The following is a 25,917-nucleotide window of genomic DNA, read 5'->3' on the forward strand; positions in this document are numbered from 1 at the left end:
GCTCTCCGCGCCGCGCGCCGCGTGCCCGCGCCTTCGCCCTTCGCGCCGCGCGCCGCGTGCCCGTGCCTCCGCCCTTCGCGCCGCGCGCCGCGCGCCCGTGCCTCCGCCCTCCGCGCCGCGCGCCGCGTGCCCGCGTCTTCGCCCTCCGCGCCGCGCGCCGCGTGCCCGCGTCTTCGCCCACCGCGGGCAGGCGTGCCGCAGGGCGGCACGGGTGGGCGCGACGGCACCCCGTCAGCGCCGGGCTGCGCGACTCCCCCGTCCCGCGCCGACACCGCTGACCGGTGCAGGCCGGGGGCGATCCACTCACCGGCGCTTGCCAGGTGCCGCTGCGCCCACCCTCCCCCACTCTCGGCTTCGCTCGAGCGGGGGGACCCCCATCGCCCCAGCGGCACGACTGCCCGCAGCGGCGGCATGTGGGGCGGGGCGGCTGCCCGCAGCTGTGCCGGTCCCGGGCGGCACGATTGCCCGCAGCCGCGGCACGTTAGATTGACTTCGTGCTCTCCCGCCTCACGCGTCCCCAAGCCCTCGCCGCCCTGGCCGCCCCCGTCGTCGCGCTGCTGGCCACAGCCGCGTTCGCCCCGCTCCCCTTCTCCGTCGCGCAGCCCGGCATGACCGCGAACGTGCTCGGCGAGAACAAGGGCACCCAGGTCATCACGATCACCGGCGCCCCCGTACGGGAGACCAGCGGGCAGCTGCGGATGACCACCATCGAGGCGACCTCCCCGGACACCCGCGTCGACCTCCCGGACGTCATCGACAGCTGGTTCAGCACCGACCGGGCGGTCATGCCCCGCGACTCCGTCTACCCCAGCGGCGACAGCGTCAAGGAGATCGAGCAGTACAACCGCGAGCAGATGAAGGAGTCCCAGGACGAGGCCACCCGCGCCGCCCTGGGATACCTGAACCGTGAGGACGAGGACATCGAGGTCTCCCTGGAGCTCGCCGACGTCGGCGGCCCCAGCGCAGGACTGCTCTTCTCCCTCGGCATCGTCGACAAGCTGAACGGTGACGGCAGCGGCGGCGACCTCACCGGCGGCCGGGTCATCGCCGGTACGGGCACGATCGACGCGGACGGCACCGTCGGCGCGGTCGGCGGCGTACCCCTGAAGACGCAGGCGGCCGAGCGGGACGGCGCCACCGTCTTCCTGGTCCCGAAGGACGAGTGTTCCGACGCGCAGGCGGAACTCCCCGAGGGCCTGCGCCTGATCCCGGTCACCACCCTCAAGAGCGCCGTCGACGCCCTGACCGCCCTGGAGAAGGGCACCGGCAAGGTCCCCGCCTGCTAGCCCTCCTTGACGAACCCCTCCTCCACCATCCAGTCCAGCGCCACCTGGTGCGGGTCCTCCCCGTCGACGTCCACCTTCGCGTTGAGGTCCTGCGCCACGGTGTTGTCCAGCTTCGCCGTCACCGGGGCGAGGACGTCGGCGATGGCCGGCCACTTCTCGAACGTGTCGGAGTTGACCGTCGGCGCCGCGTTGTAGTTGGGGAAGAACTTCTTGTCGTCCTCCATCACCACCAGGTTCATGGACTTGATCCGCCCGTCGGTGGTGAAGACCTCGCCGTACGTGCAGGCTCCCTTGGCCGTCTGGGTGTAGATGATCCCGGTGTCCATCTGCGTGACGTTGCGCGCCGGGATGTCCATGCCGTACGTCTTCTCCATGCCCGGCAGCCCGTCCGCGCGGTTGGCGAACTCGCCCTCCACGCACAGCGTCACCGCACCCGGATCGGACTTCGCCAGCTCCGCCACCTCGGACAGGGTCCGCGTACGGTACTTCTCGTAGTTGGCCTGGTTCATGGCGAGGGCGTAGGTGTTGTTCAGCTCCGACGGCGCCAGCCAGGTCACCCCGTTCCTCACGTCCGCGTCCCGCACCGCCTCCCACTGCTCGCGCGGATCGGGGATCGGCCTGCTGTTGCCCTGGTACGTGATCCACGCCGTGCCCGTGTACTCGAACCCGGCGTCCGCCTCGCCGTTGACGACCGCCTCCCGCGAGCCGACCGAGCCCTGGATGCCGGTCCGGTCGACGACCTCCGCGCCGGCCGCCTGGAAGGCGATGCCCATGATCGCGCCGAGGATGAGCTGCTCGGTGAACTCCTTCGACGTGACGGTGAGTTTCGCGCCCTCCAGCGGCTCGCCCTTGCCGATCGAGCCCGGTTCCACGTCGTCGACCATGGGGGAGCCGCTGGTCAGCCCGCAGCCCGAGGCCGCCGCCAGCAGCGCCCCGGCCAGGAACAGACGGAGACGTCGGCTCATGGGCCCGCCTCCAGACCCCGCGGCCGCAGCAGCAGCTCCGCCAGGGAGGCCAGCCAGTCCACCAGCAGCGCGAGGACGACGGTGAGGACCGAGCCCACCACCAGCACCGGCATCCGCTGGCTGGTGATCCCGGTGGTGATCAGTACGCCGAGTCCTCCTCCGCCGCCGAAGGTGGCCAGCGTCGCCGTGCCGACGTTCAGCACGAGCGCCGTCCGCACACCCGCCAGGATGAGCGGGACGGCCAGCGGCAGCTCCACCCGGGTGAGCACGCCCAGCGGGGACATGCCGATGCCGCGCGCCGCCTCCAGCAGCGTCGGGTCGTTGGCCTTCAGCCCGGCGATGGTGTTGGACAGCACCGGCAGCACGGCGTAGGCGATGATGCCGATCAGGGCCGCCCTGCGGCCGATGCCCAGCCAGATCACCAGCAGCGCCAGCAGACCGATCGCCGGGGTCGCCTGGCCCATGTTGGCCAGCGCCATCGCCACCGGGGTGGCTCTGCGGAACATGCGGCGGGTCAGCAGGATGCCCAGCGGGATCGCGATGATCAGCACGAAGAACGTCGAGATCACGGTGAGCTGGATGTGCTGCCACAGCGCCTTGGTCACCTGCCCGTTCGACAGGGCGTTCCGGGTGAGCGCGTCGAGGTCGGCCTGCTCGAACCACAGCCAGGTCGCGAGCAGCACGGCGATCAGCACCACCGGCAGGAACGTCAGCTTCCGCCAGGTCACCCGGGGCGGCTTCACGGCCGGGGGCGGGGGAGGGGACTCCGCCTCGTCGGACGGCCCGCCGTCCTCGTCCCGGAACGCGTGCCCCCGTACGTCGTGCTCGCCCTCGGGCCGCCACCCGGAAGAGCCGGAAGAGCCGGAAGCGGGGGCTCTCACGCCTTCGCCTCCCCGCCGAAGCCCTCCTGGTCGGCGTGCGTCCGCGCGGACCGCTGCTCCTCGAGCTCGTGCTGGGCGTCCATCGCCTCGAGGCGGTCCGCCTCCAGCAGTTCGTGCACGGAGTTCATCAGCGTCTCCACATCCACGACACCCTCGTACGCCCCACGCCGCCCGGTGACCGCGACCCGCCCCGTGTTGTCGGTGAGCACCGCCTCCAGCGCGTCCCGCAGCGTCGCGTCCCGGGTCACCGTGTCGTGCACCAGCGTGCCCGCGCGGGCCAGCGACCCCTTGGCGAGCGTCATGTCGCCGCGCCGGAGCCACTTGTAGGGGCGGCCCCGCTTGTCGAGCAGCAGGATCTCGTTGAAGCCGCTGGAGCGGAGCCGGTCGAAGACGTGCTGGAGCGGGTCGTCGACGGTCACCGTCGGATAGTCGGTGATCTCCACGTCCCGCACCCGGGTGAGGTTGAGCCGCTTCAGCGCGGCCCCGGCGCCGACGAACCCCGACACGAAGTCGTCGGCGGGGTTGGTGAGGATCGCCTCCGGGGTGTCGAACTGGGCGATGTGGGAGCGTTCGCGCAGCACCGCGATCCGGTCGCCGATCTTGATCGCCTCGTCGAAGTCGTGGGTGACGAAGACGATCGTCTTGTGCAGCTCCCGCTGGAGCCGGATCAGCTCGTCCTGGAGGTGGTCCCGGGTGATCGGGTCGACCGCGCCGAACGGCTCGTCCATCAGCAGCACCGGCGGGTCCGCCGCCAGCGCCCGCGCCACGCCCACCCGCTGCTGCTGACCGCCGGACAGCTGGCGCGGATAACGGCCGTGGAACTCGCCGGGGTCCAGACCGACCAGGTCCAGCATCTCCTCCACCCGCGCCCGCACCCGGGGCGTGGGCCAGCGCAGCATCCTCGGCACCAGCGCGATGTTCTGCGCCACCGTCATGTGCGGGAACAGCCCGCTCGCCTGGATCGCGTACCCGATCTTGCGGCGCAGCCGCACCGGGTCCATGTCGGTGACGTCCTCGCCGCCGATGCGGATCCGGCCGCCCGTCGGCTCGATCAGCCGGTTGATCATCTTCAGGAGGGTGGACTTCCCGCAGCCGGACGGGCCGACGAGGATCACGGTCTCGCCCTCCCTGATGTCCATGCTGACGTTGTCGACGGCCGGCAGCGCACCGCCCGGGTAGCGCTTGGTCAGACTCTCCAGCTCGATGGTCGCCCCGACCGACCCGGACTCCGTCTCGGACGTCTCAGCGTCAGGCACGGATCCCCCTGGAGATGGTCAGCCGTCCGATCAGCACGTACGCGGCGTCGAACAGCAGGGCGAGGACGATGATCCCCAGGGTGCCCGCGAGCACCTGGTTCAGCGCGTTCTTGCTGCCCAGCGAGGCGATCCCGCGGAAGATCAGGTTGCCGAGGCCGGGCCCGGAGGCGTACGCGGCGATGGCGGCGATGCCCATCAGCATCTGCGTGGAGACCCGGATCCCGGTCAGGATCGGCGGCCAGGCCAGCGGCAGCTCCACCCGGGCCAGCCGCGCCGCGCGCGACATGCCGATGCCCTTGGCCGCGTCCACCAGCGACGGGTCGACCCCGCGCAGCCCCACGATCGCGTTCCGCACGATCGGCAGCAGCCCGTACAGCGTCAGCGCGATCACCGTCGGCGGCACCCCGAGCCCCACCAGCGGGATCAGCAGACCGATCATGGCCAGCGCCGGGACGGTCAGCAGGGTGGCGGTGGTGGTCGTGGCCAGGTTGCCCGCCCACTCGCTGCGGTAGGTGGTCACCCCGATCAGCACACCGAGCAGGGTCGCCACCACCATGCACTGGAAGACGACACTGGCGTGCTGGTAGGTGTCGATGAGCAGCTGCTGATGCCGGCTCCCCACGTACTCCCAGAAGTTCACCTCTGCTCACCCCAGCTCGGCCAGGTCGGTTCACTCGCCGAGCGCGGCCTGCTCCACCAGCGGGATGATCCGCAGCGGAACGGGGTTCTCCATGACGATCGCCGTGGAGGCCCGGACGATGCCATCAAAACCGACGACGCGGTCGATCACCCGCTGGAGATCGGCGTTGGAGCGCGCCACGAGGCGGCACATCATGTCCCCGGTGCCGGTCGTGGTGTGCAGCTCCAGCACCTCCGGGACGGTCGTCAAGTGGGCCCGTACGTCGGCTCCTTGGCCCTGCCGGATCTGCAGCGTGGCGAACGCCGTGACCGGGTAGCCCAGGGCCGCCGGATCCACCTCGGGGCCGAATCCGCGGATGACTCCGTTCGACTGAAGCCGGTCCAGGCGGGCCTGCACGGTCCCGCGCGCCACCCCCAGCCGCCGGGACATCTCCAGCACCCCGATGCGCGGCTCCCGCGCCAGCAGCAGGATGATCCGCCCGTCCAGATGATCGATCGCCATACGGTCCTCCCCGGTGGTCATCCTGTACAGAAAGCCCTTGGGTGGGCGCGTACGGCTGAACACATTGCCCAGTGAAAAGGCAAACTATTGCGCACCTTGCGGAGCTGGCCCACGCTGCCCCTATGACGCAGACCACACACCACACTCCCGACGTGACCGCCCGGCAGGCCGATCCCTTCCCGGTCAAGGGAATGGACGCGGTCGTCTTCGCCGTGGGCAACGCCAAGCAGGCGGCGCACTACTACTCCACCGCCTTCGGCATGAAGCTGGTCGCCTACTCCGGACCGGAGAACGGCAGCCGCGAGACCGCCGCCTACGTCCTGGAGAGCGGCTCGGCCCGCTTCGTGTTCACCTCGGTGATCAAGCAGTCCACCGAGTGGGGCGCCTTCCTCGCCGACCACGTGGCCGCGCACGGCGACGGTGTCGTCGACCTCGCCATCGAGGTCCCGGACGCCCGCGCCGCGTACGCGTACGCCGTCGAGCACGGCGCCCGCTCGGTCGCCGAGCCGTACGAGCTGAAGGACGAGCACGGCACCGTCGTCCTCGCCGCGATCGCCACGTACGGCAGGACCCGCCACACGCTGGTCGAGCGGAGCGGCTACGACGGCCCCTACCTGCCCGGGTACGTCGCCGCCGACCCGATCGTCGAGCCGCCGGCCCGGCGCTCCTTCCAGGCCGTCGACCACTGCGTCGGCAACGTCGAGCTCGGCCGGATGAACGAGTGGGTGGAGTTCTACAACAAGGTCATGGGCTTCACGAACATGAAGGAGTTCGTGGGCGACGACATCGCCACCGAGTACAGCGCGCTGATGTCGAAGGTGGTCGCCGACGGCACGCTCAAGGTCAAGTTCCCGATCAACGAGCCCGCCATCGCCAAGAAGAAGTCCCAGATCGACGAGTACCTGGAGTTCTACGGCGGTGCCGGCGTCCAGCACATCGCGCTGAACACCAACGACATCGTGCAGACGGTGCGCCAGATGCGCGCGTCCGGCGTCCGGTTCCTGGACACTCCCGACTCGTACTACGACACCCTCGGCGAGTGGGCGGGCGAGACGCGGGTGCCGGTGGAGACGCTGCGCGAGCTGAAGATCCTCGTCGACCGGGACGAGGACGGCTACCTGCTCCAGATCTTCACCAAGCCGGTCCAGGACCGTCCGACGGTCTTCTTCGAACTCATCGAACGCCACGGCTCCATGGGCTTCGGCAAGGGCAACTTCAAGGCCCTCTTCGAGGCCATCGAACGAGAGCAGGAGAAGCGCGGCAACCTGTGACGCAACGCGGTCGCCAGTGCCGCGTAGCTCCGGGCACCCGTGCCGCCTGACGTGCCGCCGCTGCGGGCACCCGTGCCGCCTGACGTGCCGCCGCTGCGGGCAGTCGTGCCGCTGGGGCGATGGGGGTCCCCCCGCTCGAGCGAAGCCGAGAGTGGGGGAGGGTGGGCGCAGCGGCACCCGGCAAGCGCCGGTGAGTGAATCGCCCCCGGCCTGCACCGGTCAGCGGTGTCGGCGCGGGACGGGGGCGTCGCGCAGCCCGGCGCTGACGGGGTGCCGTCGCGCCCACCCGTGCCGCCCTGCGGCACGACTGCCCGCGGGAGGGGCGGGGTGTTGCAGCCCGCACGACTGCCCGCGGGAGGGGCGGCACCTCAGCCGCACGGCTGCCCGTGAGAGGGCGGGGCAGCCGCACGGCTGACCGCGGAACGCTCAGTCGGATTCAGGACCCGCCTGGACGGAAGGTTCGCCCAGGCGGGCCAGGGCACCCCTGGCCTGACGCACCCGCAGCGGTGAGAACCACGGGTTGATCTGAAGCGCTTCCTTCAAGTGCCGCCGAGCGGACCCGTACCGCTCCAGCGACCGCTCGATCATCCCCCGGTGGAACACGTACAACGCACTCCGCACACCCCCACCCTCCGTCCCCTCGGTCGCCCGTACGGCGAAGGGCAACGCCTCCTCGTGCTCCCCCGCCCGGTGCAGCGCCCACCCCAACGCGTCCGCCACCTCCGTCGACGGCCGCCGCTCCCACACCTCCCGAAGCCGCCGCACGGCACCGGCCGCATCCCCGTGATCCGCCTCGAACCGCCCCAGCACCAACGACTCGTCACCCCCGTGCGCCGCGGCCACCCGGGCCCGCTCCCGCACCACCCCGTACTGCACCCCCGCCGCCTGTTTCAGCCCCAGCGACTCGTACAGCTCACCCAGCTCCAGCGCGTACTCCGGCCGGGGCTGCTTCGCCAGCGCCACCCGGTACGCGCTCAGCGCCTCCGTCGTCCGTCCCAGTGCCGCCAGCGTCCTGCCCTGCCCCGCCCGTGCCGCCCACTGGTCGGGGTCGGTCCGTACCGCCTCCTGGAAGTGCCGCAGCGCGTCCTGACGGTCGCCGCGCTCCCAGGCGAGCTGCCCGGCCCGCTCCAGGTACGCCGCCCGCTCGGCCGGCTCCCCGGCGGCCGACGCCGCGTCCGCCAGCTTGGCCGCCGCGTCCTCCCGCCAGCCCCGGTCCCGGTACACGGCCGCCGCCCGCGCCATCACGGCAGGGCCGGAGCGCAGCTCCTTCAGCCTCTCCAGCAGCTTCCCCGTCTCCTCGTCGTCACCGAGCCCGGCGGACGCCTCGATCAGCAGCGGGTACGTCGTCCACCGCTTCGGCTCCAGCTTCCGCGCCGCCTCGCCCCACTTCCGCGCCCCCGCGAAGTCCCGCCGCGCGTTCGCCAGCGCGGCCAGCCCCCGCAGCGCCGGGGCGTTCCCCTCCGCCCGCACCTTCAGCGAGGTGCGCAGCGCCTTCTCGGCCCGCGGCCAGTACGCCGGGTCCGCCAGCCGCAGCCCCTGCTCCACCCGGGCCGCCCCGAGCACCGCCCAGGCCTCCGCGTCCCCGGGACGCTTCCGCACCCGCCGCTCGCGCTCCCCGACCAGCGCCTCCAGGTCGGGCAGCGCGGCCGGCACCCCGCTGGTGACCGCCGCCAGCGCCCGTGCCCCCGGATCCGGCGCGGGCGGCGCCTGCTGCTTCCGGGGCAGCAGCACCAGCACCCCGCCGAGCACCGCGCACCCGGCGACCGAGGCGATCAGCGCCCGTCGGCGCACCCGCCGGCGGGGGGCACGTGGCTTGTCGTCCGTGGCGCACACAGTCATGGCGCACACTGTGCGTCACACCCCGCGTACGTACGATGATCACACCCCGATGTGACGCACGTGCCTCCGCGGGGTTCACACCGATGGCCCCCGGTGCGACGCTGTGATCATGAGCCGTATCGAAGCGCGACGCGATGAAGACACGGTGGCGGCCGGCCCCCTCGTCGACCGGCTGCTCGGCGGCCTGCCCCCCGAGGCCGTCCTCACCGACCCCGACGTCACGGCCTCCTACGCCAACGACATGGCGAGCTTCTGCCCGGCCGGCAGCCCCGCGGTGGTGGTCCTGCCGCGCACGGTCGAGCAGGTCCAGCACGTCATGCGCACCGCCACCGAGCTGCGCGTCCCCGTCGTCCCGCAAGGCGCCCGCACCGGCCTGTCCGGCGCCGCCAACGCCACCGACGGCTGCGTCGTGCTCTCCCTGACGAAGATGGACCGCATCCTGGAGATCAGCCCGGTCGACCGGATCGCCGTCGTCGAACCCGGTGTCGTCAACGCCGCGCTCTCCCGCGCGGTCGGCGAACACGGCCTCTCCTACCCGCCGGACCCCTCCAGCTGGGAGACGTGCACCATCGGCGGCAACATCGGCACCGCGTCGGGCGGACTGTGCTGCGTGAAGTACGGGGTGACGGCCGAGTACGTCCTCGGTCTCGACGTCGTCCTCGCCGACGGCCGCCTGATGTCCACCGGCCGCCGCACCGCCAAGGGCGTCGCCGGGTACGACCTGACCCGCCTGTTCGTCGGCTCCGAGGGCTCCCTCGGCATCGTCGTCCGCGCGGTCCTCGCCCTGCGGCCCAAGCCGCCCGAGCAGCTCGTGCTGGCCGCCGAGTTCTCCTCCGGCGCCGCCGCCTGCGACGCCGTGTGCCGCATCATGGCCGGCGGCCACGTCCCCTCCCTCCTCGAACTCATGGACCGTACGACCGTCAAGGCCGTCAACGACACGGCCCGCATGGGCCTCCCGGAGTCCACCGAGGCCCTGCTGCTCGCCGCCTTCGACACCACCGACCCGGCGGCCGACCTCGCCGCCGTCGGCGCGCTGTGCGAGGCCGCGGGCGCCACCCAGGTCGTGCCGGCCGAGGACGCCGCCGAGTCCGAACTGCTGCTCCAGGCGCGGCGGATGTCCCTGGTCGCCCTCGAAGCGGTCAAGGGCACGACGATGATCGACGACGTGTGCGTGCCCCGTTCGAAGCTCGGCGAGCTCATCGACGGCGTCGAGCGGATCGCCGGGAAGCACCGGCTCACCATCGGCGTCGTCGCCCACGCCGGCGACGGCAACACCCACCCGACGGTCTGCTTCGACGCGACGGACCCGGAGGAGTCGCGGCGGGCCCGCGAGTCCTTCGACGAGATCATGGCGCTCGGCCTGGAACTCGGCGGCACCATCACCGGCGAACACGGGGTCGGCGTGCTGAAGAAGGAGTGGCTGGCACGCGAGATCGGCCCCGTGGGACTGGAGATGCAACGGGCCGTCAAGCAGGCCTTCGACCCGCTGGGCATTCTCAACCCGGGCAAGCTCCTCTGAACGGGAAGATGCCCGAAAGGGGTGGGGTCCGGCCGGACGGGCGGTCAGGTCCCCGCTCGTCTGATAGATGTGGTTCCCCCCGACCCACCCATCGAGCAGATACGGGACGACGGACATGAGCGCCCCAACCCCGGCCCCCGGCGACGACAGGCCCCGCGAAGGGTATTACCCGGACCCGTCCATTCCTGGATACGTCCGGTACTGGAACGGTGCCTCCTGGGTACCGGGCACGAGCCGTCCGGCGCCCAAGGACGGCGAGTTGCCGGCACCGCCGCCCGGCGCGGGCCCTGCGCGGCCCTCCGTCGAGGAGACCGGACCGCACTTCTTCGACGAGGACCCCGTCGGGGAGCCGTCCCCGGCCGGGTCCCAGCACGGCAGCCGGCCCGAGCCCGCCTCGGCGTGGGGCGCCGACCGCTCCCACCAGACCGGCTTCGGCGGCGACCAGGACCGCAAGGTGTCCTGGGGCGCCGACCCGAGGGTGCCGCACGCGGCCCCGCCTTCCGCTCCGTCCGCGCCGGAGACCGGGCCCGCGGGCGCGGACACCCCGGGCGAGCAGGCCGCGGCCGATGCGGGCAACACCTTCGTGTTCCGCAGACCGGCGTCGGCGCCGAAGCCGCGGCAGGAGGCCGGGGCCTCCGACGGAGAACGCGAGGACGAGGGCACGATGACCTTCCGTGCCGTCACCCCGCGCACGGGACAAGACCCCACGGGGCCGCAGACGGGCTCCGCCGCCTCCGGGCGGCCCGGGTTCGGGGCCGGGAAGGCGGCAGCCGCACGGGCCGCCGCCGCTGCCGGAACGGCGCCGTCCGGACCCCGGCAGACCACCGCCCCGGCCGTACCTCCGCAGACCGCGCCTCCACGGACAGCACCCCCGCAGGCCGTGGGCGCGCCCCTGACGAGCGGTGCCGGCGGGGGACAGTCCTCCTGGGCGCAGCAGGTGCACCGGCTGGCCGGTGGCGAGGAGCCGCCCGTCGCACCCTGGAAGCCGCCCGTCGAGGACGTGTTCCAGGCCGCCGCCCGGCGCCAGGCCGCGGCCCGCCCCGCCGCGCTCGGCAGGCGGCTGGCCGCCCGGCTGCTGGACACCGTCGTCCTCGGCGCCGTCACCGCCGTGGCCGCCGTGCCGCTCGGCATCCGGGCCATGGACCACATCGACGCGAAGATCGAGGCGGCCAAGCTGTCCGGCGAGACCGTCACCGTCTGGCTGCTCGACGGCACCACCTCCGTCCACCTCGGCATCGTCCTCGCCGTCCTCCTCCTCGCCGGTGTCCTCCTGGAGGTGCTGCCGACCGTCAAGTGGGGCCGCACGCCGGGCAAGAGGCTGCTGGGCATCGAGGTGCGGGACATCGAGGGGCACGAGGCGCCGTCCTTCGGCGCGGCCCTGCGCCGCTGGCTCGTCTACAGCGTGCCCGGACTGCTCGTCGTCGGGGTCGTCGGCGTCCTGTGGTGCCTGTTCGACAAGCCCTGGCGCCAGTGCTGGCACGACAAGGCCGCGCACACGTTCGTCGCCGCCGACTGAGCCCTCGTCACCCGTACCGCCGCCGCTGAAGCCGCTACTCCGGACGGCCGCTCGCCGGATGCGGGGCCGGAGGGTTCACGGTCGACTCGGGGGCATGACCACCGAACCGCCCCCCGGCTCAGGCCGGCAGCCGCCGGACGACGACCCGTTCAAGAAGCACCCCCCGCCGGGCGGCCCCGACACCCCGGGACCCGGCTCCCCGTACGACACCCCCGGCGGCCCGCCCCCGCCGACCGGGGGCGGCGGGGGTGACCCCTACGGCGGTGGCGGTGGCCCCTACGGCGGTGGCGGGCCCTACGGGGGAACCCCCGGCCCCACCGACCCCCTCGCCGGCATGCCCCCGCTCGCCGACAGCGGCAGGCGCACGCTCGCCCGCATCATCGACATGATCCTCGTCGGCATCGTCGTCTGGCTGCTCACCTGGCCGTTCGGGGTCAGTGAGTACGACGTCGACGGCAACGACATCAACGTCGGCAACTCCTTCGCGCAGTCCCTCATCGCCGCGGCCCTCTACGTCGCCTACGACACCTTCATGACCGCCCGCAACGGCCAGACCCTGGGCAAGAAATGGCTGCGCATGCGGGTGGCCGACCTCGCCGACGGCTCGAACCCCTCCGTGCAGACCGCGCTGATCCGTGCCCTCGTGCTGTGGCTGCCGTTCGCGTTCTGCTGCGCCTGCCTGTGGACCGCGATCGCGGGCGGCTGGAGCTTCTTCGACCGGCCCTACAAGCAGGGCCTGCACGACAAGGCGGCCAAGACCGTGGTGGTCAGCACCGGATGAGGGTCAGGACGCCGCGCGCTCCCGCACCGGTTCGCGGGCCGGAGGGGCGACGGTGGCCCGTACCGGCTGCACCGGCCGGCCCGGCTCCGGGGCCGCGGGCCGGTCCACCACGGCGGGCCGTACCACCGCGACGGGCCGCCGGGGCCCGGGGAGCGGGACCGTCATGGCCACCAGCAGTCCGAGGGCGAGCGCCGAGACGGCGACGATCGCGACGCCCACGACCGAACTCGCCCCGGACAACAGCAGCATGGCGAACGTCGAGAAGATCACGGTGCACGAACCGTAAGCGAGCTGAGCGACAGTCGGACGGGGCATGGCCATCGTGTCCTCGGGAGTCGGGGGCTGTCCGCCTGGCTTTCCACCGGTTCAGGGCGGTTTTGCCAAACGACTCTAACCGCGAGCGTGCCCGAGGGGAACGGACAGTAAGCGTGACCTGACCGACAGGGCCGGTGCACAGGGGGCGCACGGATTCATGGTGTCCATCACGTGGACGGTTGTACGCGCCCGCTCCGGTTCGCGCCGGTGTGTCCGGTAAGCGGACCACGACTCCGCATAGTGCAGTTGAACTGTTCAAGTCAAGGTCTGTTTTTTCTGGCTAACCTCTAGTCAAATGTCGTCACTTGACTACACGCGTTGATCACGTGCGTGCGGGACCTTCCACAGACGGAACCTCCTTCGGCCGCGCGTACGTACGCGGGAGGGGATCTCAAGTGATCAGTAGACCCTGGACGTTCAGAGCGGCCGCGACGGGCGTGGCCCTCGCGGCGGTTACCGCCACCTGCTCTGCGTTCACCGTGGCCCAGGCCGACTCGGCTGACAAGGCCGATCGTCCCGGCGCCGTGGACCGGCACGACCCGGCGGAGCACAACCACGTCGAGCACGACCTCGAGGGGCCGCTCTCCAAGACGCAGGAGGCCCAGCGGGAAGAGGCACTCAACCAGGTCATATCCGGTAAGACCTCGGTCAAGAACCGCGACGGTTCGAAGGTCGTCCAGCTCAAGAGCAAGAAGGGCGACAGCAAGTACGTAGAGCTCGGCCGCGAGAAGACCGACAAGATCTTCACGATCCTGGTCGAGTTCGGCGACAAGGTCGACAGCCGCTACGGCGGCGACGCCGGCCCGCTGCACAACCAGATAGCCAAGCCGGACCGCAAGGTGGACAACTCCACGGCCTGGCAGGAGGACTACGACCAGCAGCACTTCGACGACCTGTACTTCGGGTCCGGCAAGGGCGTCGACTCGGTCAAGACCTACTACGAGAAGCAGTCCTCCGGCCGTTACTCGGTCGAGGGCGAGGTCTCCGACTGGGTCAAGGTCCCGTACAACGAGGCGCGTTACGGCAACAACGCCTGCGGCGACACCAACTGCCCGAGCGTGTGGAACGTCGTCAGCGACGGTCTGAACGCCTGGGTCGCCCAGCAGAAGGCGGCCGGCCGCACCGACGCCCAGATCAAGGCGGACGTCGCCCGCTTCGACGAGTGGGACCGCTACGACTTCGACGGCGACGGCGACTTCAACGAGCCCGACGGCTACATCGACCACTTCCAGATCGTGCACGCCGGTGAGGACGAGTCCGCGGGCGGCGGCGCCCAGGGCACCGACGCGATCTGGGCCCACCGCTGGTACGCCTTCGGCACCGACGCCGGCGCCACCGGCCCCGAGCAGAACCGGCTCGGCGGCGCGCAGATCGGCTCCACCGGCGTCTGGGTCGGCGACTACACCGTCCAGCCGGAGAACGGCGGACTCGGCGTCTTCGCCCACGAGTACGGCCACGACCTCGGTCTGCCGGACCTCTACGACACCGCGGGCGGCGAGAACTCCACCGGCTTCTGGACGCTGATGTCCTCCGGTTCCTGGCTCGGCACCGGGAAGAAGGAGATCGGCAACCTGCCCGGCGACATGACCGCCTGGGACAAGCTGCAGCTCGGCTGGCTGAACTACGACAAGGCCAAGGCCGGCGTCGACTCCTGGCACAAGCTGGGTGTCGCCGAGTACAACACCAAGCACAAGCAGGCGCTGGTCGTCGAGCTGCCGAAGAAGGCCGTCACCACCGAGATCATCCAGCCGGCCGAGGGGCAGACCCAGTGGTGGAGCGGCAGCGGTGACAACCTCAAGAACACGCTGAGCCGTTCGGTCGACCTGACCGGCAAGTCGTCCGCCGCCCTCACCTTCGACGGCTGGTACGACATCGAGGCCAACTACGACTACCTCTACACCGAGGTGTCCACCGACGGCGGCGAGAACTGGACCGCCATCGACGGCACGGTCGACGGCCAGCCGATCCCGCGCGACGGCAGCGACAAGCCGGCCCTGCACGGCACGCTCGACGGGTACAAGAAGTTCGCGTACTCCCTCGACGCCTACGCCGGCCAGAAGGTCGACCTGCGCTTCCGCTACCAGTCCGACGGCGGCGTGGCCCTCAAGGGCTTCACGGCCGACCAGGTCACGGTGACGGCGGACGGCACGCCGGTCTTCTCCGACAACGTCGAGAGCGCGGACGCCGCCTGGACGGCGAACGGCTTCACCCGCCAGGGCGCGTCCTTCACCAAGGACTACGCGCAGTACTACATCGCCGAGAACCGCCAGTACGTGTCGTACGACGAGACCCTCGAGGTCGGCCCGTACAACTTCGGCTTCACGTCCCGCCCGGACTGGGTCGAGCACTACGCGTACCAGAACGGCCTGCTGATCTGGAAGTGGGACACCTCCCAGGCGGACAACAACACCAGCGAGCACCCGGGCGCCGGTCTGGTCCTCCCGATCGACTCGCACCCGACCGCGCTGAAGTGGTCCGACGGCACGCTGATGCGCAACCGCGTCCAGACCTACGACGCGCCGTTCAGCAAGTTCCGCACCGAGGGCATGACGCTGCACAAGGCGGACGTGGCGAAGTGGATCCCGTCGTCGAAGGGTGTGTCGGTCTTCAACGACCGCACGAACACCTACTACGACCCGGAGAACCCGGGCGGCGGTGTCAAGGTCACTGACACCAACACGAAGATCAAGATCACCAAGGAGGCCAAGGACGGCTCGACCATCGAGCTCGAGGTTGGCCCTGCGGGTAGGTAAATAGCATCTTCGCAGGTCAGAGCATGATCGGCGGTGACCCCCTGGCGGGTCACCGCCGATCCGTGTTTAGGTGCCTCCTGTGGCTCTCTTATTGACACCAGTGGACACGGGGGTATGACCGCATGGCCGCAGGAGGTTTCTGCAAGCTGCCGAACGGCACGGTGGTGGTGGCGCTGAACCTGCCCAGCCCCGTCGCCGACGCACCCGCCGGGGTCCGCGTCCTCGTCCACGCCCAGAACCGCGCCCGAGCCCTGACCAGGCTCCGCAACCTGGGCCTGCGCTCCGTCTACCTACGAGGCAACGCCGCCCCACCCACCCCCGACGAGATCACCGCGGTCCTGCACCACCCCGACGGCCTCATATGGCGCACGACCCCCGACACCGCCGCCCTGACGGTGGAACTCTGGCACCCCATAAAAGCCCTGCTCAGACGCCCGGCGACCCCCGCATGACCGCAGCCGGTCACACCGCGCAGCTGCGGGCAGCCGCACCGGCCAACCGCGGGCAATCGTGCCTCCCCCAGTGCCTTAAGGGCCTGGGAGGTGCCCCCAGGGCGATGGGGGTCCCCCGCTCGAGCGGAGCCGAGAGTGGGGGAGGCACCCCGCAAGCGCCGGGCTGCGCAACACCCCCCGCCCACCCCCACAGCCCTCACTGCACGACAGGCTTCCCCGACAACTCCACCCCCGCCGAGCGCAGCTCCTCCAGCGCACGCTCGGTGGTCTCCGACGCCACCCCGGCCGTGAGATCGAGCAGCACCTGCGTACGGAACCCCTCCCGCGCCGCGTCCAACGCGGTCGCCCGCACACAGTGATCCGTGGCGATCCCCACCACGTCCACCTCGTCGACCCCCCGCTCCCGCAACCACTCCGCCAACGACGCCCCGTTCTCGTCGGCCCCCTCGAACCCGCTGTAGGCGGCCGAGTACGCCCCCTTGTCGAACACGGCGTCGATCGCCCCCGAGGTCACCGCGGGGGCGAAGTTCGGGTGGAACCCGACCCCCTCCGTCCCGGCGACACAGTGCGCGGGCCAGGACCGTACGAAGTCGGGGTTGTCGGCGAAGTGCCCGCCGGGTGCGATGTGGTGATCGCGGGTGGCCACCACGTGCTGGTACCCGCCGGCCGAGGCGGCCTGACCGATCAGCTCGGTGATGGCGGCGGCCACGTCCGCCCCGCCGGCCACGGCGAGGCTGCCCCCCTCGCAGAAGTCGTTCTGCACGTCAACGACGATCAGTGCGCGGCGCATGGTCGGTGTCCTTCGGCTGTGGGATCGGGTGGGGTCGGGTGAGGGCGGGCCCGGCCGGGTGAACCTCCGAGCCTATTGAATTGCGGACGGCGCGGACAGGGGCGCGGCAGGGCGGGCGGAAGCCCCCGCCCGCGCAACGGGAGCCATGCCCCGCGCGAAGGGGGGCACGCTTTCAACTACCCGACGGCCCGTGCGCGTACTCCGTCGGAAGGACGGGTTCCCCCCGGGAGAGCTGGGTCGCGGACAGCGGCAGACCCGCGCGGGCCGCCGCGTGGCGGTCGCGGACCACGTCCAGCGGTTCACGCGCGATCACCTCGCCGCCCTCGACCAGCGGCACCAGGAGCTGCCGCCCGGCCAGCTCGTCGGGCACCGGGCCGGTGCCGACCACCTCGGCCTCGGCGACGCCGTACTCGTCCAGCCGCCGCGCGGCCCACTTGCGGCCGCCGACGGAGGTCTTCCCGCCGGTGGACCTCTTCGCCACCGGCACCAGCGGTGCCTTCGGGTCGGCGGACTCCGCGCGGGCGACCAGCTTGTACACCATGGAGGCCGTCGGGTGCCCGGAGCCGGTCACGAGCTGGGTGCCCACCCCGTACGCGTCCACGGGCGCCGCCGCCAGCGAGGCGATGGCGTACTCGTCCAGGTCCGAGGTGACGACGATCTTCGTACCGGTGGCGCCCAGCTCGTCCAGCTGCTGCCGCACCCGGTGCGCCACCAGCAGCAGGTCACCGGAGTCGATCCGCACGGCGCCCAGTTCCGGCCCGGCGATCTCCACGGCCGTACGGACCGCCTCGGCCACGTCGTAGGTGTCCACCAGCAGCGTGGTGCCGCTGCCGAGGGAGTCCACCTGGGCCCGGAAGGCGTCCCGCTCGCTGTCGTGGAGCAGGGTGAAGGCGTGGGCGGAGGTGCCCACGGTGGGGATGTTGTAGCGGAAGCCGGCCGCCAGGTCGGAGGTGGTGGCGAAGCCGCCGATGTACGCGGCCCGGGCGGCGGCCACCGCCGACAGCTCGTGGGTGCGCCGGGCGCCCATCTCGATCAGCGGCCGGTCCCCGGCGGCGGACGACATCCGGGAGGCGGCGGCGGCGATCGCCGAGTCGTGGTTGAGGATCGACAGGATCACCGTCTCCAGGAGCACGCACTCCGCGAAGCTGCCCTCTACCCGCATGATCGGCGAGCCCGGGAAGTACACCTCGCCCTCGGGGTAGCCCCAGATGTCACCGGAGAAGCGGTAGCCGGACAGCCAGTCCAGGGTCTCCTCGTCGACGATGTCCTTCTCGCGCAGGAACCGCAGGACGCCCGGGTCGAAGCGGAAGTTCTCCACCGCGTCCAGCACCCGCCCGGTGCCGGCCACCACGCCGTAGCGGCGGCCGTCCGGCAGCCGCCGGGTGAAGACCTCGAACACGCTGCGCCGTCCGGCCGTGCCGCCTTTCAGCGCGGCCCGCAACATCGTCAGCTCGTACTGGTCAGTGAAGAGTGCCGTCGACGGAACATCCACCGGCAGCCCAAGGTCCGCTGTGTTCATACCGGGGATGCTACCCCCATTTCGTCACTTTGACGATTTCAGTTCGCGGGGCCGGAACAGCGGGCCGGTTTGTGCGACCACCCCCCTGCGGTGGCAGCATGGCTGTGTGACGTCACCCGCACCCCTGGAGATCGAACGCACCGAATCGGCGGAGGAGGTCTTCGCCGTACCCGAGCCCGACGTCCCGTGGGTCACCATCGTCCACAACGACCCGGTCAACCTCATGAGCTATGTGACGTACGTCTTCCAGTCGTACTTCGGCTACAGCAAGGACAAGGCCACCAAGCTCATGCTCGACGTCCACCACAAGGGCCGGGCGGTCGTCTCCAGCGGTACCCGTGAGGAGATGGAACGCGACGTCCAGGCCATGCACGGCTACGGCCTGTGGGCCACCCTCCAGCACGACCGGAAGTGACCGATCCGGACATGACCCGCCCCCGCCCGCAGGACCGGAAGCAGCGAATCGCCGCCATGCCAGGAACCTTCGAACCGCTCCCCGGCGGCGGCGCGGCCGTCGCCCTCGACGACGTCGAGATCTCCATCATCCGGTCCCTGGCCGTGCAGCTGATGGAGCTCATCGGCCCCGGCCCGGCCGAGGACGCCTCCGCCGACCCGCTCGCCGAACTCTTCGCCGAGGGCCCGAGCGAACCCCCCTCCGACCCCGTGCTGCGCCGCCTCTTCCCGGACGCCTACGGCGACCCCGGGGGCACCCCGGGGGCCAAGGAGGCCGAGGAACAGCGGGCCCACTCCGCCGAGTTCCGCCGCTACACCGAGAACGACCTGCGGGCCGGCAAGCGCGACAACGCCCTCGCGGTGATCCGCTCCCTGGACGCACTCACCCCGGCCGGGGAGGGCGGCGCGGTGCTGGAGTTGTCGCCGGACGCGTCCCGCCAGTGGCTCGGCGCCCTCAACGACCTGCGCCTCGCGATCGGCTCCCGCCTGGAGATCAGCGACGAGGACGACAGCGACCTCCTCTTCCACCTCCCCGACGAGGACCCGCGCAAGCCGATGGTGATGGCGTACCTGTGGCTCGGCGGACTCCAGGAGACCCTCGTCACCACCCTCATGCCGTGACTCCCGCGGTGTGACCCCATGCCGTGAGTCGGTGCCGGATGTCCGGAAAAGTCCGCTGACGTGTTCGCTCAGAGGACACTCAAATCCGGATAACGATCGCGTCAAAGAGCCCGCCATCTATGGGCTCTTCAGGTGCCTTTTGTCCGCTTCTTCCTGTGAAGCGCGCCACAGACCGCCCGTGTGATCAGTATGGCGGCCGTGATAAATCTTCACGACCGCCCGGCGAACACCACCCGTATGTTCCGCCGGGTGCGCCACCGAGCCGGCGACCGCCGGCCAGGCACGGGCGGACTCCCAGAGCCCGCCCAGCTCCATCAGTCCGGGGGGATCGAGACCCGATCCGAGGCCGACAGCGGCCCGGGTCGGCATGGAGAAAGGCGCACCACACATGGCCTCACCGCAGGTCGACACGGAGTCCGTACCCGAGGAGGGGTACGAGCGCGGCCTCAACAGCCGCCAGGTCCAGATGATCGCGATCGGCGGCGCCATCGGCGTCGGGCTCTTCCTGGGAGCCGGGGCGAACATCGCCAAGGCCGGCCCCAGCCTGATCGTCATGTACGCCCTCGCCGGCGTCATCATCTTCTTCATCATGCGGGCCCTCGGCGAGCTCCTGCTCTACCGCCCAGTCTCGGGCTCGTTCGCCGAGTACTCGCGCGAGTTCCTCGGCCCGTTCTTCGGCTACTTCACCGGCTGGACGTACTGGCTGATGTGGGTGGTCACCGGCATGGCCGAGCTGACCGCCGCCGCGATCTACATCAACTTCTGGTTCCCGGCGATCCCGCAGTGGACGTCGGCCCTGGTCTTCCTGGTCATCCTGTTCGGCGCCAACCTGATCTCGGTGAAGCTCTTCGGCGAGATCGAGTTCTGGTTCTCCATGGTCAAGGTCACCGCCATCATCGGCATGATCGTGATCGGTCTCGGCGTGCTCACCCTCGGCTTCAGCCAGGCCGGTGACACCGCCGCCGTCTCCAACCTCTGGGCCTTCGACGGCTTCTTCCCCAAGGGCATCGGCTCGTCCCTGATGACCCTCCAGGGCGTCATGTTCGCCTACCTCGCCGTCGAGCTCGTCGGCGTCACCGCCGGCGAGTCCGAGAACCCCGAGAAGACCCTGCCCAAGGCGATCAACACCCTGCCCTGGCGCATCGCCCTCTTCTACGTCGGCGCCCTCACCGTCATCCTGTGCGTGGTCAAGTGGACCGAGTTCTCCGACGGGGTCAGCCCCTTCGTGAAGGCGTTCGCGGTCATCGGCATCCCGGCCGGCGCCGGCATCGTCAACTTCGTCGTGCTCACCGCCGCCCTGTCGTCCTGCAACTCCGGCATGTACTCCACCGGCCGCATGCTGCGCAACCTCGCCGACAACGGCGAGGCCCCGCGGGTCTTCCAGCGGCTGTCCTCCACCAGGACCCCGGCGCTGGGCATCGCCACCTCCGTGGTCTTCATGGGCATCGGCGTCGTCCTGAACTACACCGTCCCGGAGAAGGCCTTCGGCTACGTCACCTCCGTCGCCACCGCGGCCGGCATCTGGACCTGGCTGATGATCCTGATCAGTCACGTCCTCTACCGCCGCAAGGTCGTCGCGGGCAGCCTGCCCGCCTCCTCCTTCCCGGCGCCCGGCGGCTCGGTCTGCTCCTACATCGCCATCGCGTTCCTGCTCTTCGTCACCGGCCTCATCGCCTACGACGCCGACTCCAGGATCTGCCTGTACGTGATGGCCGGCTGGGCCGTCGCCCTCGGCATCGGCTGGGCGGTCCTCAAGAGCCGCAACCCGCAGGTCACCCGGCGCGACGACAGCCGGTTCGAAAAGGTGGGCTGACCTCCACCCGGGACGCCGGGACGCAGGGAGTACTCGTGGCACCCCCTGCGCCCCTCCGCTCAAGGCGTCCGGCATACGGGCCGTTCCGTACCACCCCTCGGTACGGAACGGCCCGTCTGCTTATCCTGAGCCCCATGCTGACCATCACCCAGGCCCTGTACGACCGGATCGTCGCCCACGCCCGCGCGGACCACCCCGACGAGGCGTGCGGCGTGGTGGCGGGCCCGGTGGGCGCCGGCCGCCCCGAGCGCTTCATCCCCATGCTGAACGCGGCCCGCTCGCCCACCTTCTACGAGTTCGACTCCCAGGACCTGCTGAAGCTGTACCGGGAGATGGACGACAACGACGAGGAGCCGGTGGTCATCTACCACTCCCACACCGCGACCGAGGCCTACCCCTCCCGCACCGACATCTCCTACGCCAACGAGCCCGGCGCCCACTACGTCCTGGTCTCCACCGCCGACACCGACGACGCCGGCGAGTTCCAGTTCCGCTCCTTCCGCATTCTGGAAGGCGAGGTCACGGAGGAGGAGGTCAAGGTCGTGGAGGCCTACTGAAACGGGCCCGCCGAATGGGCCGACACGGCCCCTGAACCGGCGAACACCGACCCGATCTCGTATCCCGGAAGAAAGGTGTCCGAAGCATGAGATCACACTCTGGGGACCGGCCCGGGAATCGATACGATGACCGCATGGTTCTCCACGACGTGAGCGAAAAAGCGCCGGGCACACTGCTCGTGGCGCGGCTGCACGTCGACCTGTGCAGGCTGAACAGCGCCATCTGTTGATCTTCCGCTGCCGCCGTGGGCCGTGAGCCGCGGCGAACTGCCGCGCGCCCCCGCGTGCCCTGACGAACCCACGACAGACACTTCCGACAGGAGCCCTCAGCCATGGCCATCGAGGTCCGCATCCCCACCATCCTCCGCCAGTACACCGACGGTCAGAAGGCGGTGGAGGGCACCGGGGACACCCTCGCCGAGCTCTTCACCGACCTCGAGACCCGGCACACCGGCATCCACGCCCGCATCGTGGACGGCGAGCAGCTGCGCCGCTTCGTCAACGTCTACCTCAACGACGAGGACGTCCGCTTCCTGGACGGCATCAACACCAAGCTGTCCGACGGCGACAACGTCACGATCCTGCCGGCCGTGGCCGGCGGTATGGCCTGATCGGCGATGCGTTACGACTCCCCGCTGGCCGCGGTGGGCAACACCCCCCTGGTGCGCCTGCCGCGGCTCTCGCCGTCCGCCGACGTCCGGATCTGGGCGAAGCTGGAGGACCGCAACCCCACCGGCTCGGTCAAGGACCGCCCCGCCCTGTTCATGATCGAACAGGCGGAGAAGGACGGCCGCCTCACCCCCGGCTGCACCATCCTCGAGCCGACCAGCGGCAACACCGGCATCTCCCTGGCCATGGCCGCCAAGCTCAAGGGCTACCGCATGGTCTGCGTGATGCCCGAGAACACCTCGCAGGAACGCCGTGACCTGCTCGGCATGTGGGGCGCGGAGATCATCTCCTCCCCGGCCGCCGGCGGCTCCAACACCGCCGTGCGCGTCGCCAAGGAACTCTCCGCCGAACACCCCGACTGGGTGATGCTCTACCAGTACGGCAACCCGGACAACGCCGGCGCCCACTACGCGACCACCGGCCCCGAGATCCTCGCCGACCTGCCCTCCATCACCCACTTCGTGGCCGGCCTCGGCACCACCGGCACCCTCATGGGCGTCGGCCGCTACCTGCGCGAGAACAAGCCCGACGTGAAGATCGTCGCCGCCGAACCGCGCTACGACGACCTCGTCTACGGCCTGCGCAACCTCGACGAGGGCTTCGTCCCCGAGCTGTACGACGCCTCCGTGCTGACCACCCGCTTCTCCGTCGGCTCCGCCGACGCCGTCACCCGCACCCGCGAACTCCTCCAGCAGGAGGGCATCTTCGCCGGCGTCTCCACCGGCGCCGCCCTGCACGCGGCGATCGGCGTCGCCAACAAGGCACTCAAGGCCGGCGAGTCCGCCGACGTCGTCTTCGTCGTCGCCGACGGCGGCTGGAAGTACCTGTCGACCGGCGTCTACACCGCCACGACGACCGAAGAGGCCATCGACACCCTCCAGGGCCAGCTCTGGGCATAGCCCCACAGCCACGACAAGGGGCCGGAGCCCGTCTCCGGCCCCTTTCGCATGCCCCCGAGGGGATCACTCCCGCTCGCCGTCACCTCTCCCGGGTCCGCGCCGCCTTCGGGACCGGTGCCCCCGCCCCCACCCGTCGACGAGCGCGGAGACGAGCGCGAGCAGTACCACCGCGGCGAGCGCGAGCCACCAGGCCGTGTGCATGCCCCGACCGTACCGGCGCGAGCCCCCACCCCGCGCCCCTCCCGGCCCGCCGTGCGCCGCATCCAGCCGAACCGGTGACAGCACAGGTGAGTTCGCCCACAACGGACCCTGGCGGAGGAGCGACCACAGGTTTTGCGCCTTACGCTCGACAAACCGCACGACCCCCGTCTCTCCACACCCGCCAGCGGAGGTTTCTGCTTCATGAAGCTCACCGTCGTCGGCTGCTCGGGGTCGTTCCCGTCCGCGGAATCGGCCTGCTCGAGCTACCTCGTCGAGGCCGACGGCTTCCGGCTGCTCCTCGACATGGGCAACGGCGCCCTGGGCGAGCTGCAGCGCCACTGCGGTCTCTACGACCTCGACGCGATCTTCCTCAGCCACCTGCACGCCGACCACTGCATCGACATGTGCGCCTACTTCGTGGCGCGCTACTACCGGCACGACGGCGGCCGTTGCGCCCCCCTGCCGGTCCACGGCCCCGAGGGCACCGAGCACCGGCTCACCACCGCCTACGCCGACACCCCCTCGGCCTCCTCCATGAGCGAGGTCTTCGACTTCCACACGGTCAAGCCGTCCACCTTCGAGATCGGCCCGTTCCTCGTCCACACCGAGCGCGTCGCGCACCCGGTCGAGGCGTACGGCATCCGCATCGAACACGGCGGCAGGACACTGACGTACTCCGGCGACACGGGCGTCAGCCCCGCGCTCGACGACCTCGCCCGCGACGCCGACCTCTTCCTGTGCGAGGCCGCCTTCACGCACGGCAAGGAGAACATCCCCGACCTGCACCTCAACGGCCGCGAGGCGGGTGAGACGGCGGCCCGCGCGGGCGCCCGCCGCCTGATCCTCACCCACATCCCCCCGTGGACCGACCCCCAGATCAACCTCACCGACGCCCGCGAGGTGTACGCCGGCCCGGTGGGGCTGGCGGCACCCGGGGCGACGTACGAGATCTGAGGCCGGGGCAGCCGGCCCGGTCCGGCTGCCCCGGTACGCCCCACGGTGCGTGTGCGAGGGGGCGCAGACAGCGCGGAGGCCCGGCCGATCCGGCCGGGCCTCGCGTGGGTCAGCGGGTTATTTCGCCTCCGCCTTCTGCAGTTCCGCCAGTTCCTCGTCCGACTCCCGGCCCGGCGTCGGCAGGTTGAACCTGGTGATGGCGAAGCGGAAGACCACGTAGTAGACCGCCGCGAAGCACAGGCCCACCAGGGCCAGGCCCCACGGGTTGCTGGCGATGCCGAGGTTGAGGAAGTAGTCGACCGCGCCGGCGGAGAAGCCGAAGCCGTCCTTCATGCCCAGCGCCCACGTCAACGCCATGGACACACCGGTCAGCACCGCGTGGATGGCGTAGAGCACCGGCGCGATGAACATGAAGGTGAACTCGATCGGCTCGGTGACACCGGTCACGAACGAGGTGAGCGCGAGGGAGAACATCATGCCGCCGACGACCTTGCGGCGCTCGGGCCGGGCGCAGTGCACGATGGCCAGACAGGCGGCCGGCAGGGCGAACATCATGATCGGGAAGAAGCCGGTCATGAACTGGCCGGCGGTCGGGTCACCGGCCAGGAAGCGCGCGATGTCACCGCTCTTGCCCTCGTACTCGCCCGCCTGGAACCACGGGAAGGAGTTCAGCAGGTGGTGCATGCCGATCGGAATGAGGGCGCGGTTGGCCACACCGAAGATGCCTGCGCCGACGGCACCCGAGCCCACCAGCCACTCACCGAAGTTGTGCAGGAGAGTGCCGAGGACCGGCCATATGTAGCCGAAGACGATGCCGATCACCAGACCGGCGAAGGCCGACAGGATCGGCACCAGGCGGCGGCCGCCGAAGAAACCGGCCCAGTCCGGGAGCTTCGTGCGGTAGAAGCGCTGGTAGAGCAGCGCCACCACGATGCCCATCACCACGCCGCCGAGGACCTTGGCGTCCACCGGCGCGTCCACCATCACGACCTTGCCGTCGACGACCGTGCCCACCTGGGGAAGGTTCTCGTCGGTGAAGGTGGCCAGCACGTTCTTGAAGACCAGGTAGCCGACGACCGCCGCGAGAGCGGTCGAGCCGTCCGACTTCTTCGCGAAGCCGATCGCGATGCCCACGGCGAACAGCAGCGCCATGTTGTCGAGGATCGCGTTGCCGCCGGCCGCCATGAAGCCGGCGATCTTGGTGATGAAGTCGGGGAACGACTCGCGTCCCAGCATGTCGTCGTTGCCGAGGCGCACCAGCAGCGCCGCCGCGGGCAGCACCGCGACCGGCAGCATGAGGCTGCGGCCGATGCGCTGCAGGACAGCCATCGCGCCGGCGCCCTTCTTCTTGTCGGCGGTTGCCGTGCTCGCCGTGGTCATCGTCTTCCTCCAGTGGGCAAGGCGCCGCCAGAGGACACATGAGGACGGCGGCGTCCCGAATGCGCGGCGGGAAACCCGTGCGCATG

General features: G+C 70.9%; 26 protein-coding genes. 15 read left to right on the top strand and 11 right to left on the bottom strand.

Annotated features, from left to right (window positions below; translation table 11 throughout):
- Positions 1-494 precede the first annotated feature (494 nt).
- Positions 495-1,286 carry a S16 family serine protease gene (locus ACFV5H_RS18055; protein WP_385195740.1) on the top strand — a complete coding sequence of 264 codons (792 nt, stop codon included), beginning with the start codon at positions 495-497 and terminating at the stop codon, positions 1,284-1,286.
- On the opposite strand, the gene ACFV5H_RS18060 is transcribed toward ACFV5H_RS18055, so the two are convergent.
- From ACFV5H_RS18060 to ACFV5H_RS18080, 5 genes are read right to left on the bottom strand one after another with little or no spacing between them, the layout of a single operon-like run.
- Complete coding sequence (locus ACFV5H_RS18060) at positions 1,283-2,251, bottom strand: glycine betaine ABC transporter substrate-binding protein (protein ID WP_385053027.1); 969 nt, start codon at positions 2,249-2,251, stop codon at positions 1,283-1,285. The genes ACFV5H_RS18055 and ACFV5H_RS18060 overlap by 4 nt on opposite strands.
- On the bottom strand, positions 2,248-3,132 hold the full coding sequence (locus ACFV5H_RS18065; protein WP_385053029.1) for an ABC transporter permease: 885 nt from the start codon (positions 3,130-3,132) through the stop codon (positions 2,248-2,250). Before ACFV5H_RS18065 ends, ACFV5H_RS18060 begins: the two co-directional genes overlap by 4 nt.
- Complete coding sequence (locus ACFV5H_RS18070; protein WP_385053032.1) at positions 3,129-4,388, bottom strand: ABC transporter ATP-binding protein; 1,260 nt, start codon at positions 4,386-4,388, stop codon at positions 3,129-3,131. Before ACFV5H_RS18070 ends, ACFV5H_RS18065 begins: the two co-directional genes overlap by 4 nt.
- Complete coding sequence (locus ACFV5H_RS18075) at positions 4,381-5,028, bottom strand: ABC transporter permease (RefSeq protein ID WP_385053035.1); 648 nt, start codon at positions 5,026-5,028, stop codon at positions 4,381-4,383. Before ACFV5H_RS18075 ends, ACFV5H_RS18070 begins: the two co-directional genes overlap by 8 nt.
- 30 nt (positions 5,029-5,058) lie before the next feature.
- The gene (locus ACFV5H_RS18080; RefSeq protein ID WP_085571795.1) at positions 5,059-5,529 is read right to left on the bottom strand and encodes an Lrp/AsnC family transcriptional regulator; all 471 of its coding nucleotides are present in this window, start codon (positions 5,527-5,529) and stop codon (positions 5,059-5,061) included.
- 122 nt (positions 5,530-5,651) lie between these two features.
- Between ACFV5H_RS18080 and hppD the strand changes: the two genes are divergently transcribed.
- The gene (gene hppD, locus ACFV5H_RS18085) at positions 5,652-6,800 is read left to right on the top strand and encodes a 4-hydroxyphenylpyruvate dioxygenase (protein ID WP_385053037.1); all 1,149 of its coding nucleotides are present in this window, start codon (positions 5,652-5,654) and stop codon (positions 6,798-6,800) included.
- A 426-nt stretch (positions 6,801-7,226) separates the two neighbouring features.
- On the opposite strand, the gene ACFV5H_RS18090 is transcribed toward hppD, so the two are convergent.
- Positions 7,227-8,639, bottom strand: a complete 1,413-nt coding sequence (locus ACFV5H_RS18090; RefSeq protein ID WP_385195743.1) for a tetratricopeptide repeat protein — start codon at positions 8,637-8,639, stop codon at positions 7,227-7,229.
- 103 nt (positions 8,640-8,742) lie between these two features.
- On the opposite strand from ACFV5H_RS18090, the gene ACFV5H_RS18095 reads away from it, so the two are divergent.
- The 3 genes from ACFV5H_RS18095 (at position 8,743) to ACFV5H_RS18105 (ending at position 12,455) form a co-directional block, all read left to right on the top strand.
- Positions 8,743-10,158: an FAD-binding oxidoreductase gene (locus tag ACFV5H_RS18095; RefSeq protein WP_385053041.1), complete on the top strand. Its 1,416-nt coding sequence runs from the start codon at positions 8,743-8,745 to the stop codon at positions 10,156-10,158.
- 115 nt (positions 10,159-10,273) lie between these two features.
- Positions 10,274-11,674, top strand: a complete 1,401-nt coding sequence (locus ACFV5H_RS18100) for an RDD family protein (protein ID WP_385195745.1) — start codon at positions 10,274-10,276, stop codon at positions 11,672-11,674.
- 94 nt (positions 11,675-11,768) lie between these two features.
- Complete coding sequence (locus ACFV5H_RS18105; RefSeq protein ID WP_385053046.1) at positions 11,769-12,455, top strand: RDD family protein; 687 nt, start codon at positions 11,769-11,771, stop codon at positions 12,453-12,455.
- 3 nt (positions 12,456-12,458) lie between these two features.
- Here the strand turns inward: ACFV5H_RS18105 and ACFV5H_RS18110 are convergent, their stop codons facing one another.
- Positions 12,459-12,776 carry a hypothetical protein gene (locus ACFV5H_RS18110; protein WP_385053048.1) on the bottom strand — a complete coding sequence of 106 codons (318 nt, stop codon included), beginning with the start codon at positions 12,774-12,776 and terminating at the stop codon, positions 12,459-12,461.
- A 389-nt stretch (positions 12,777-13,165) separates the two neighbouring features.
- Between ACFV5H_RS18110 and ACFV5H_RS18115 the strand changes: the two genes are divergently transcribed.
- Positions 13,166-15,523, top strand: a complete 2,358-nt coding sequence (locus ACFV5H_RS18115) for an immune inhibitor A domain-containing protein (RefSeq protein ID WP_385053051.1) — start codon at positions 13,166-13,168, stop codon at positions 15,521-15,523.
- 122 nt (positions 15,524-15,645) lie between these two features.
- The gene (locus ACFV5H_RS18120) at positions 15,646-15,975 is read left to right on the top strand and encodes a hypothetical protein (protein ID WP_385195748.1); all 330 of its coding nucleotides are present in this window, start codon (positions 15,646-15,648) and stop codon (positions 15,973-15,975) included.
- A gap of 196 nt (positions 15,976-16,171) precedes the next feature.
- On the opposite strand, the gene ACFV5H_RS18125 is transcribed toward ACFV5H_RS18120, so the two are convergent.
- Together ACFV5H_RS18125 and ACFV5H_RS18130 are read right to left on the bottom strand one after the other, a co-directional pair.
- On the bottom strand, positions 16,172-16,765 hold the full coding sequence (locus ACFV5H_RS18125) for a nicotinamidase (RefSeq protein ID WP_385053058.1): 594 nt from the start codon (positions 16,763-16,765) through the stop codon (positions 16,172-16,174).
- 172 nt (positions 16,766-16,937) lie between these two features.
- A complete protein-coding gene (locus ACFV5H_RS18130; RefSeq protein ID WP_385053061.1) occupies positions 16,938-18,284 on the bottom strand; it encodes a nicotinate phosphoribosyltransferase in 1,347 nt (448 codons plus the stop codon).
- Between the two features lie 106 nt (positions 18,285-18,390).
- Between ACFV5H_RS18130 and clpS the strand changes: the two genes are divergently transcribed.
- The 7 genes from clpS (at position 18,391) to ACFV5H_RS18165 (ending at position 23,296) form a co-directional block, all read left to right on the top strand.
- Complete coding sequence (gene clpS / locus ACFV5H_RS18135) at positions 18,391-18,699, top strand: ATP-dependent Clp protease adapter ClpS (protein ID WP_163090021.1); 309 nt, start codon at positions 18,391-18,393, stop codon at positions 18,697-18,699.
- Positions 18,700-18,755: 56 nt separating this feature from the next.
- On the top strand, positions 18,756-19,358 hold the full coding sequence (locus tag ACFV5H_RS18140) for a DUF2017 domain-containing protein (RefSeq protein ID WP_385053065.1): 603 nt from the start codon (positions 18,756-18,758) through the stop codon (positions 19,356-19,358).
- Positions 19,359-19,746: 388 nt separating this feature from the next.
- Positions 19,747-21,171: an amino acid permease gene (locus ACFV5H_RS18145; protein ID WP_385195750.1), complete on the top strand. Its 1,425-nt coding sequence runs from the start codon at positions 19,747-19,749 to the stop codon at positions 21,169-21,171.
- A 134-nt stretch (positions 21,172-21,305) separates the two neighbouring features.
- Positions 21,306-21,728, top strand: coding sequence for a Mov34/MPN/PAD-1 family protein (locus tag ACFV5H_RS18150; protein WP_385195752.1), 423 nt, complete (start codon positions 21,306-21,308; stop codon positions 21,726-21,728).
- Positions 21,729-21,862: 134 nt separating this feature from the next.
- On the top strand, positions 21,863-21,958 hold the full coding sequence (locus tag ACFV5H_RS18155; protein WP_324617155.1) for a putative leader peptide: 96 nt from the start codon (positions 21,863-21,865) through the stop codon (positions 21,956-21,958).
- A 102-nt stretch (positions 21,959-22,060) separates the two neighbouring features.
- Positions 22,061-22,339, top strand: a complete 279-nt coding sequence (locus ACFV5H_RS18160) for a MoaD/ThiS family protein (protein WP_073931626.1) — start codon at positions 22,061-22,063, stop codon at positions 22,337-22,339.
- A 6-nt stretch (positions 22,340-22,345) separates the two neighbouring features.
- A complete protein-coding gene (locus ACFV5H_RS18165) occupies positions 22,346-23,296 on the top strand; it encodes a PLP-dependent cysteine synthase family protein (protein ID WP_385053073.1) in 951 nt (316 codons plus the stop codon).
- A 63-nt stretch (positions 23,297-23,359) separates the two neighbouring features.
- Here ACFV5H_RS18165 and ACFV5H_RS18170 read toward each other — a convergent pair whose 3' ends face one another.
- Complete coding sequence (locus tag ACFV5H_RS18170; RefSeq protein ID WP_344559347.1) at positions 23,360-23,497, bottom strand: hypothetical protein; 138 nt, start codon at positions 23,495-23,497, stop codon at positions 23,360-23,362.
- A 201-nt stretch (positions 23,498-23,698) separates the two neighbouring features.
- Here ACFV5H_RS18170 and ACFV5H_RS18175 point away from each other — a divergent pair, with 201 nt between their 5' ends.
- Positions 23,699-24,451 carry an MBL fold metallo-hydrolase gene (locus ACFV5H_RS18175; RefSeq protein ID WP_385053076.1) on the top strand — a complete coding sequence of 251 codons (753 nt, stop codon included), beginning with the start codon at positions 23,699-23,701 and terminating at the stop codon, positions 24,449-24,451.
- A gap of 117 nt (positions 24,452-24,568) precedes the next feature.
- On the opposite strand, the gene ACFV5H_RS18180 is transcribed toward ACFV5H_RS18175, so the two are convergent.
- On the bottom strand, positions 24,569-25,831 hold the full coding sequence (locus tag ACFV5H_RS18180) for a PTS transporter subunit EIIC (RefSeq protein WP_385053079.1): 1,263 nt from the start codon (positions 25,829-25,831) through the stop codon (positions 24,569-24,571).
- Positions 25,832-25,917: the final 86 nt, after the last annotated feature.

Source organism: Streptomyces sp. NPDC059787 (assembly GCF_042732315.1).
Taxonomy (GTDB): Bacteria; Actinomycetota; Actinomycetes; order Streptomycetales; family Streptomycetaceae; genus Streptomyces; species Streptomyces atrovirens.

Excerpts from the sequence above, each read along its gene's own strand:
- ACFV5H_RS18060 (WP_385053027.1), bottom strand. The coding sequence starts at position 2,251 with ATGAGCCGACGTCTCCGTCTGTTCCTGGCCGGGGCGCTGCTGGCGGCG.
- ACFV5H_RS18080 (WP_085571795.1), bottom strand. The coding sequence starts at position 5,529 with ATGGCGATCGATCATCTGGACGGGCGGATCATCCTGCTGCTGGCGCGG.
- hppD (WP_385053037.1), top strand. The coding sequence starts at position 5,652 with ATGACGCAGACCACACACCACACTCCCGACGTGACCGCCCGGCAGGCC.
- ACFV5H_RS18090 (WP_385195743.1), bottom strand. The coding sequence starts at position 8,639 with ATGACTGTGTGCGCCACGGACGACAAGCCACGTGCCCCCCGCCGGCGG.
- ACFV5H_RS18100 (WP_385195745.1), top strand. The coding sequence starts at position 10,274 with ATGAGCGCCCCAACCCCGGCCCCCGGCGACGACAGGCCCCGCGAAGGG.
- ACFV5H_RS18105 (WP_385053046.1), top strand. The coding sequence starts at position 11,769 with ATGACCACCGAACCGCCCCCCGGCTCAGGCCGGCAGCCGCCGGACGAC.
- ACFV5H_RS18110 (WP_385053048.1), bottom strand. The coding sequence starts at position 12,776 with ATGGCCATGCCCCGTCCGACTGTCGCTCAGCTCGCTTACGGTTCGTGC.
- ACFV5H_RS18120 (WP_385195748.1), top strand. The coding sequence starts at position 15,646 with ATGGCCGCAGGAGGTTTCTGCAAGCTGCCGAACGGCACGGTGGTGGTG.
- ACFV5H_RS18125 (WP_385053058.1), bottom strand. The coding sequence starts at position 16,765 with ATGCGCCGCGCACTGATCGTCGTTGACGTGCAGAACGACTTCTGCGAG.
- ACFV5H_RS18130 (WP_385053061.1), bottom strand. The coding sequence starts at position 18,284 with ATGAACACAGCGGACCTTGGGCTGCCGGTGGATGTTCCGTCGACGGCA.
- ACFV5H_RS18140 (WP_385053065.1), top strand. The coding sequence starts at position 18,756 with ATGCCAGGAACCTTCGAACCGCTCCCCGGCGGCGGCGCGGCCGTCGCC.
- ACFV5H_RS18145 (WP_385195750.1), top strand. The coding sequence starts at position 19,747 with ATGGCCTCACCGCAGGTCGACACGGAGTCCGTACCCGAGGAGGGGTAC.
- ACFV5H_RS18150 (WP_385195752.1), top strand. The coding sequence starts at position 21,306 with ATGCTGACCATCACCCAGGCCCTGTACGACCGGATCGTCGCCCACGCC.
- ACFV5H_RS18155 (WP_324617155.1), top strand. The coding sequence starts at position 21,863 with ATGGTTCTCCACGACGTGAGCGAAAAAGCGCCGGGCACACTGCTCGTG.
- ACFV5H_RS18160 (WP_073931626.1), top strand. The coding sequence starts at position 22,061 with ATGGCCATCGAGGTCCGCATCCCCACCATCCTCCGCCAGTACACCGAC.
- ACFV5H_RS18165 (WP_385053073.1), top strand. The coding sequence starts at position 22,346 with ATGCGTTACGACTCCCCGCTGGCCGCGGTGGGCAACACCCCCCTGGTG.
- ACFV5H_RS18170 (WP_344559347.1), bottom strand. The coding sequence starts at position 23,497 with ATGCACACGGCCTGGTGGCTCGCGCTCGCCGCGGTGGTACTGCTCGCG.
- ACFV5H_RS18175 (WP_385053076.1), top strand. The coding sequence starts at position 23,699 with ATGAAGCTCACCGTCGTCGGCTGCTCGGGGTCGTTCCCGTCCGCGGAA.
- ACFV5H_RS18180 (WP_385053079.1), bottom strand. The coding sequence starts at position 25,831 with ATGACCACGGCGAGCACGGCAACCGCCGACAAGAAGAAGGGCGCCGGC.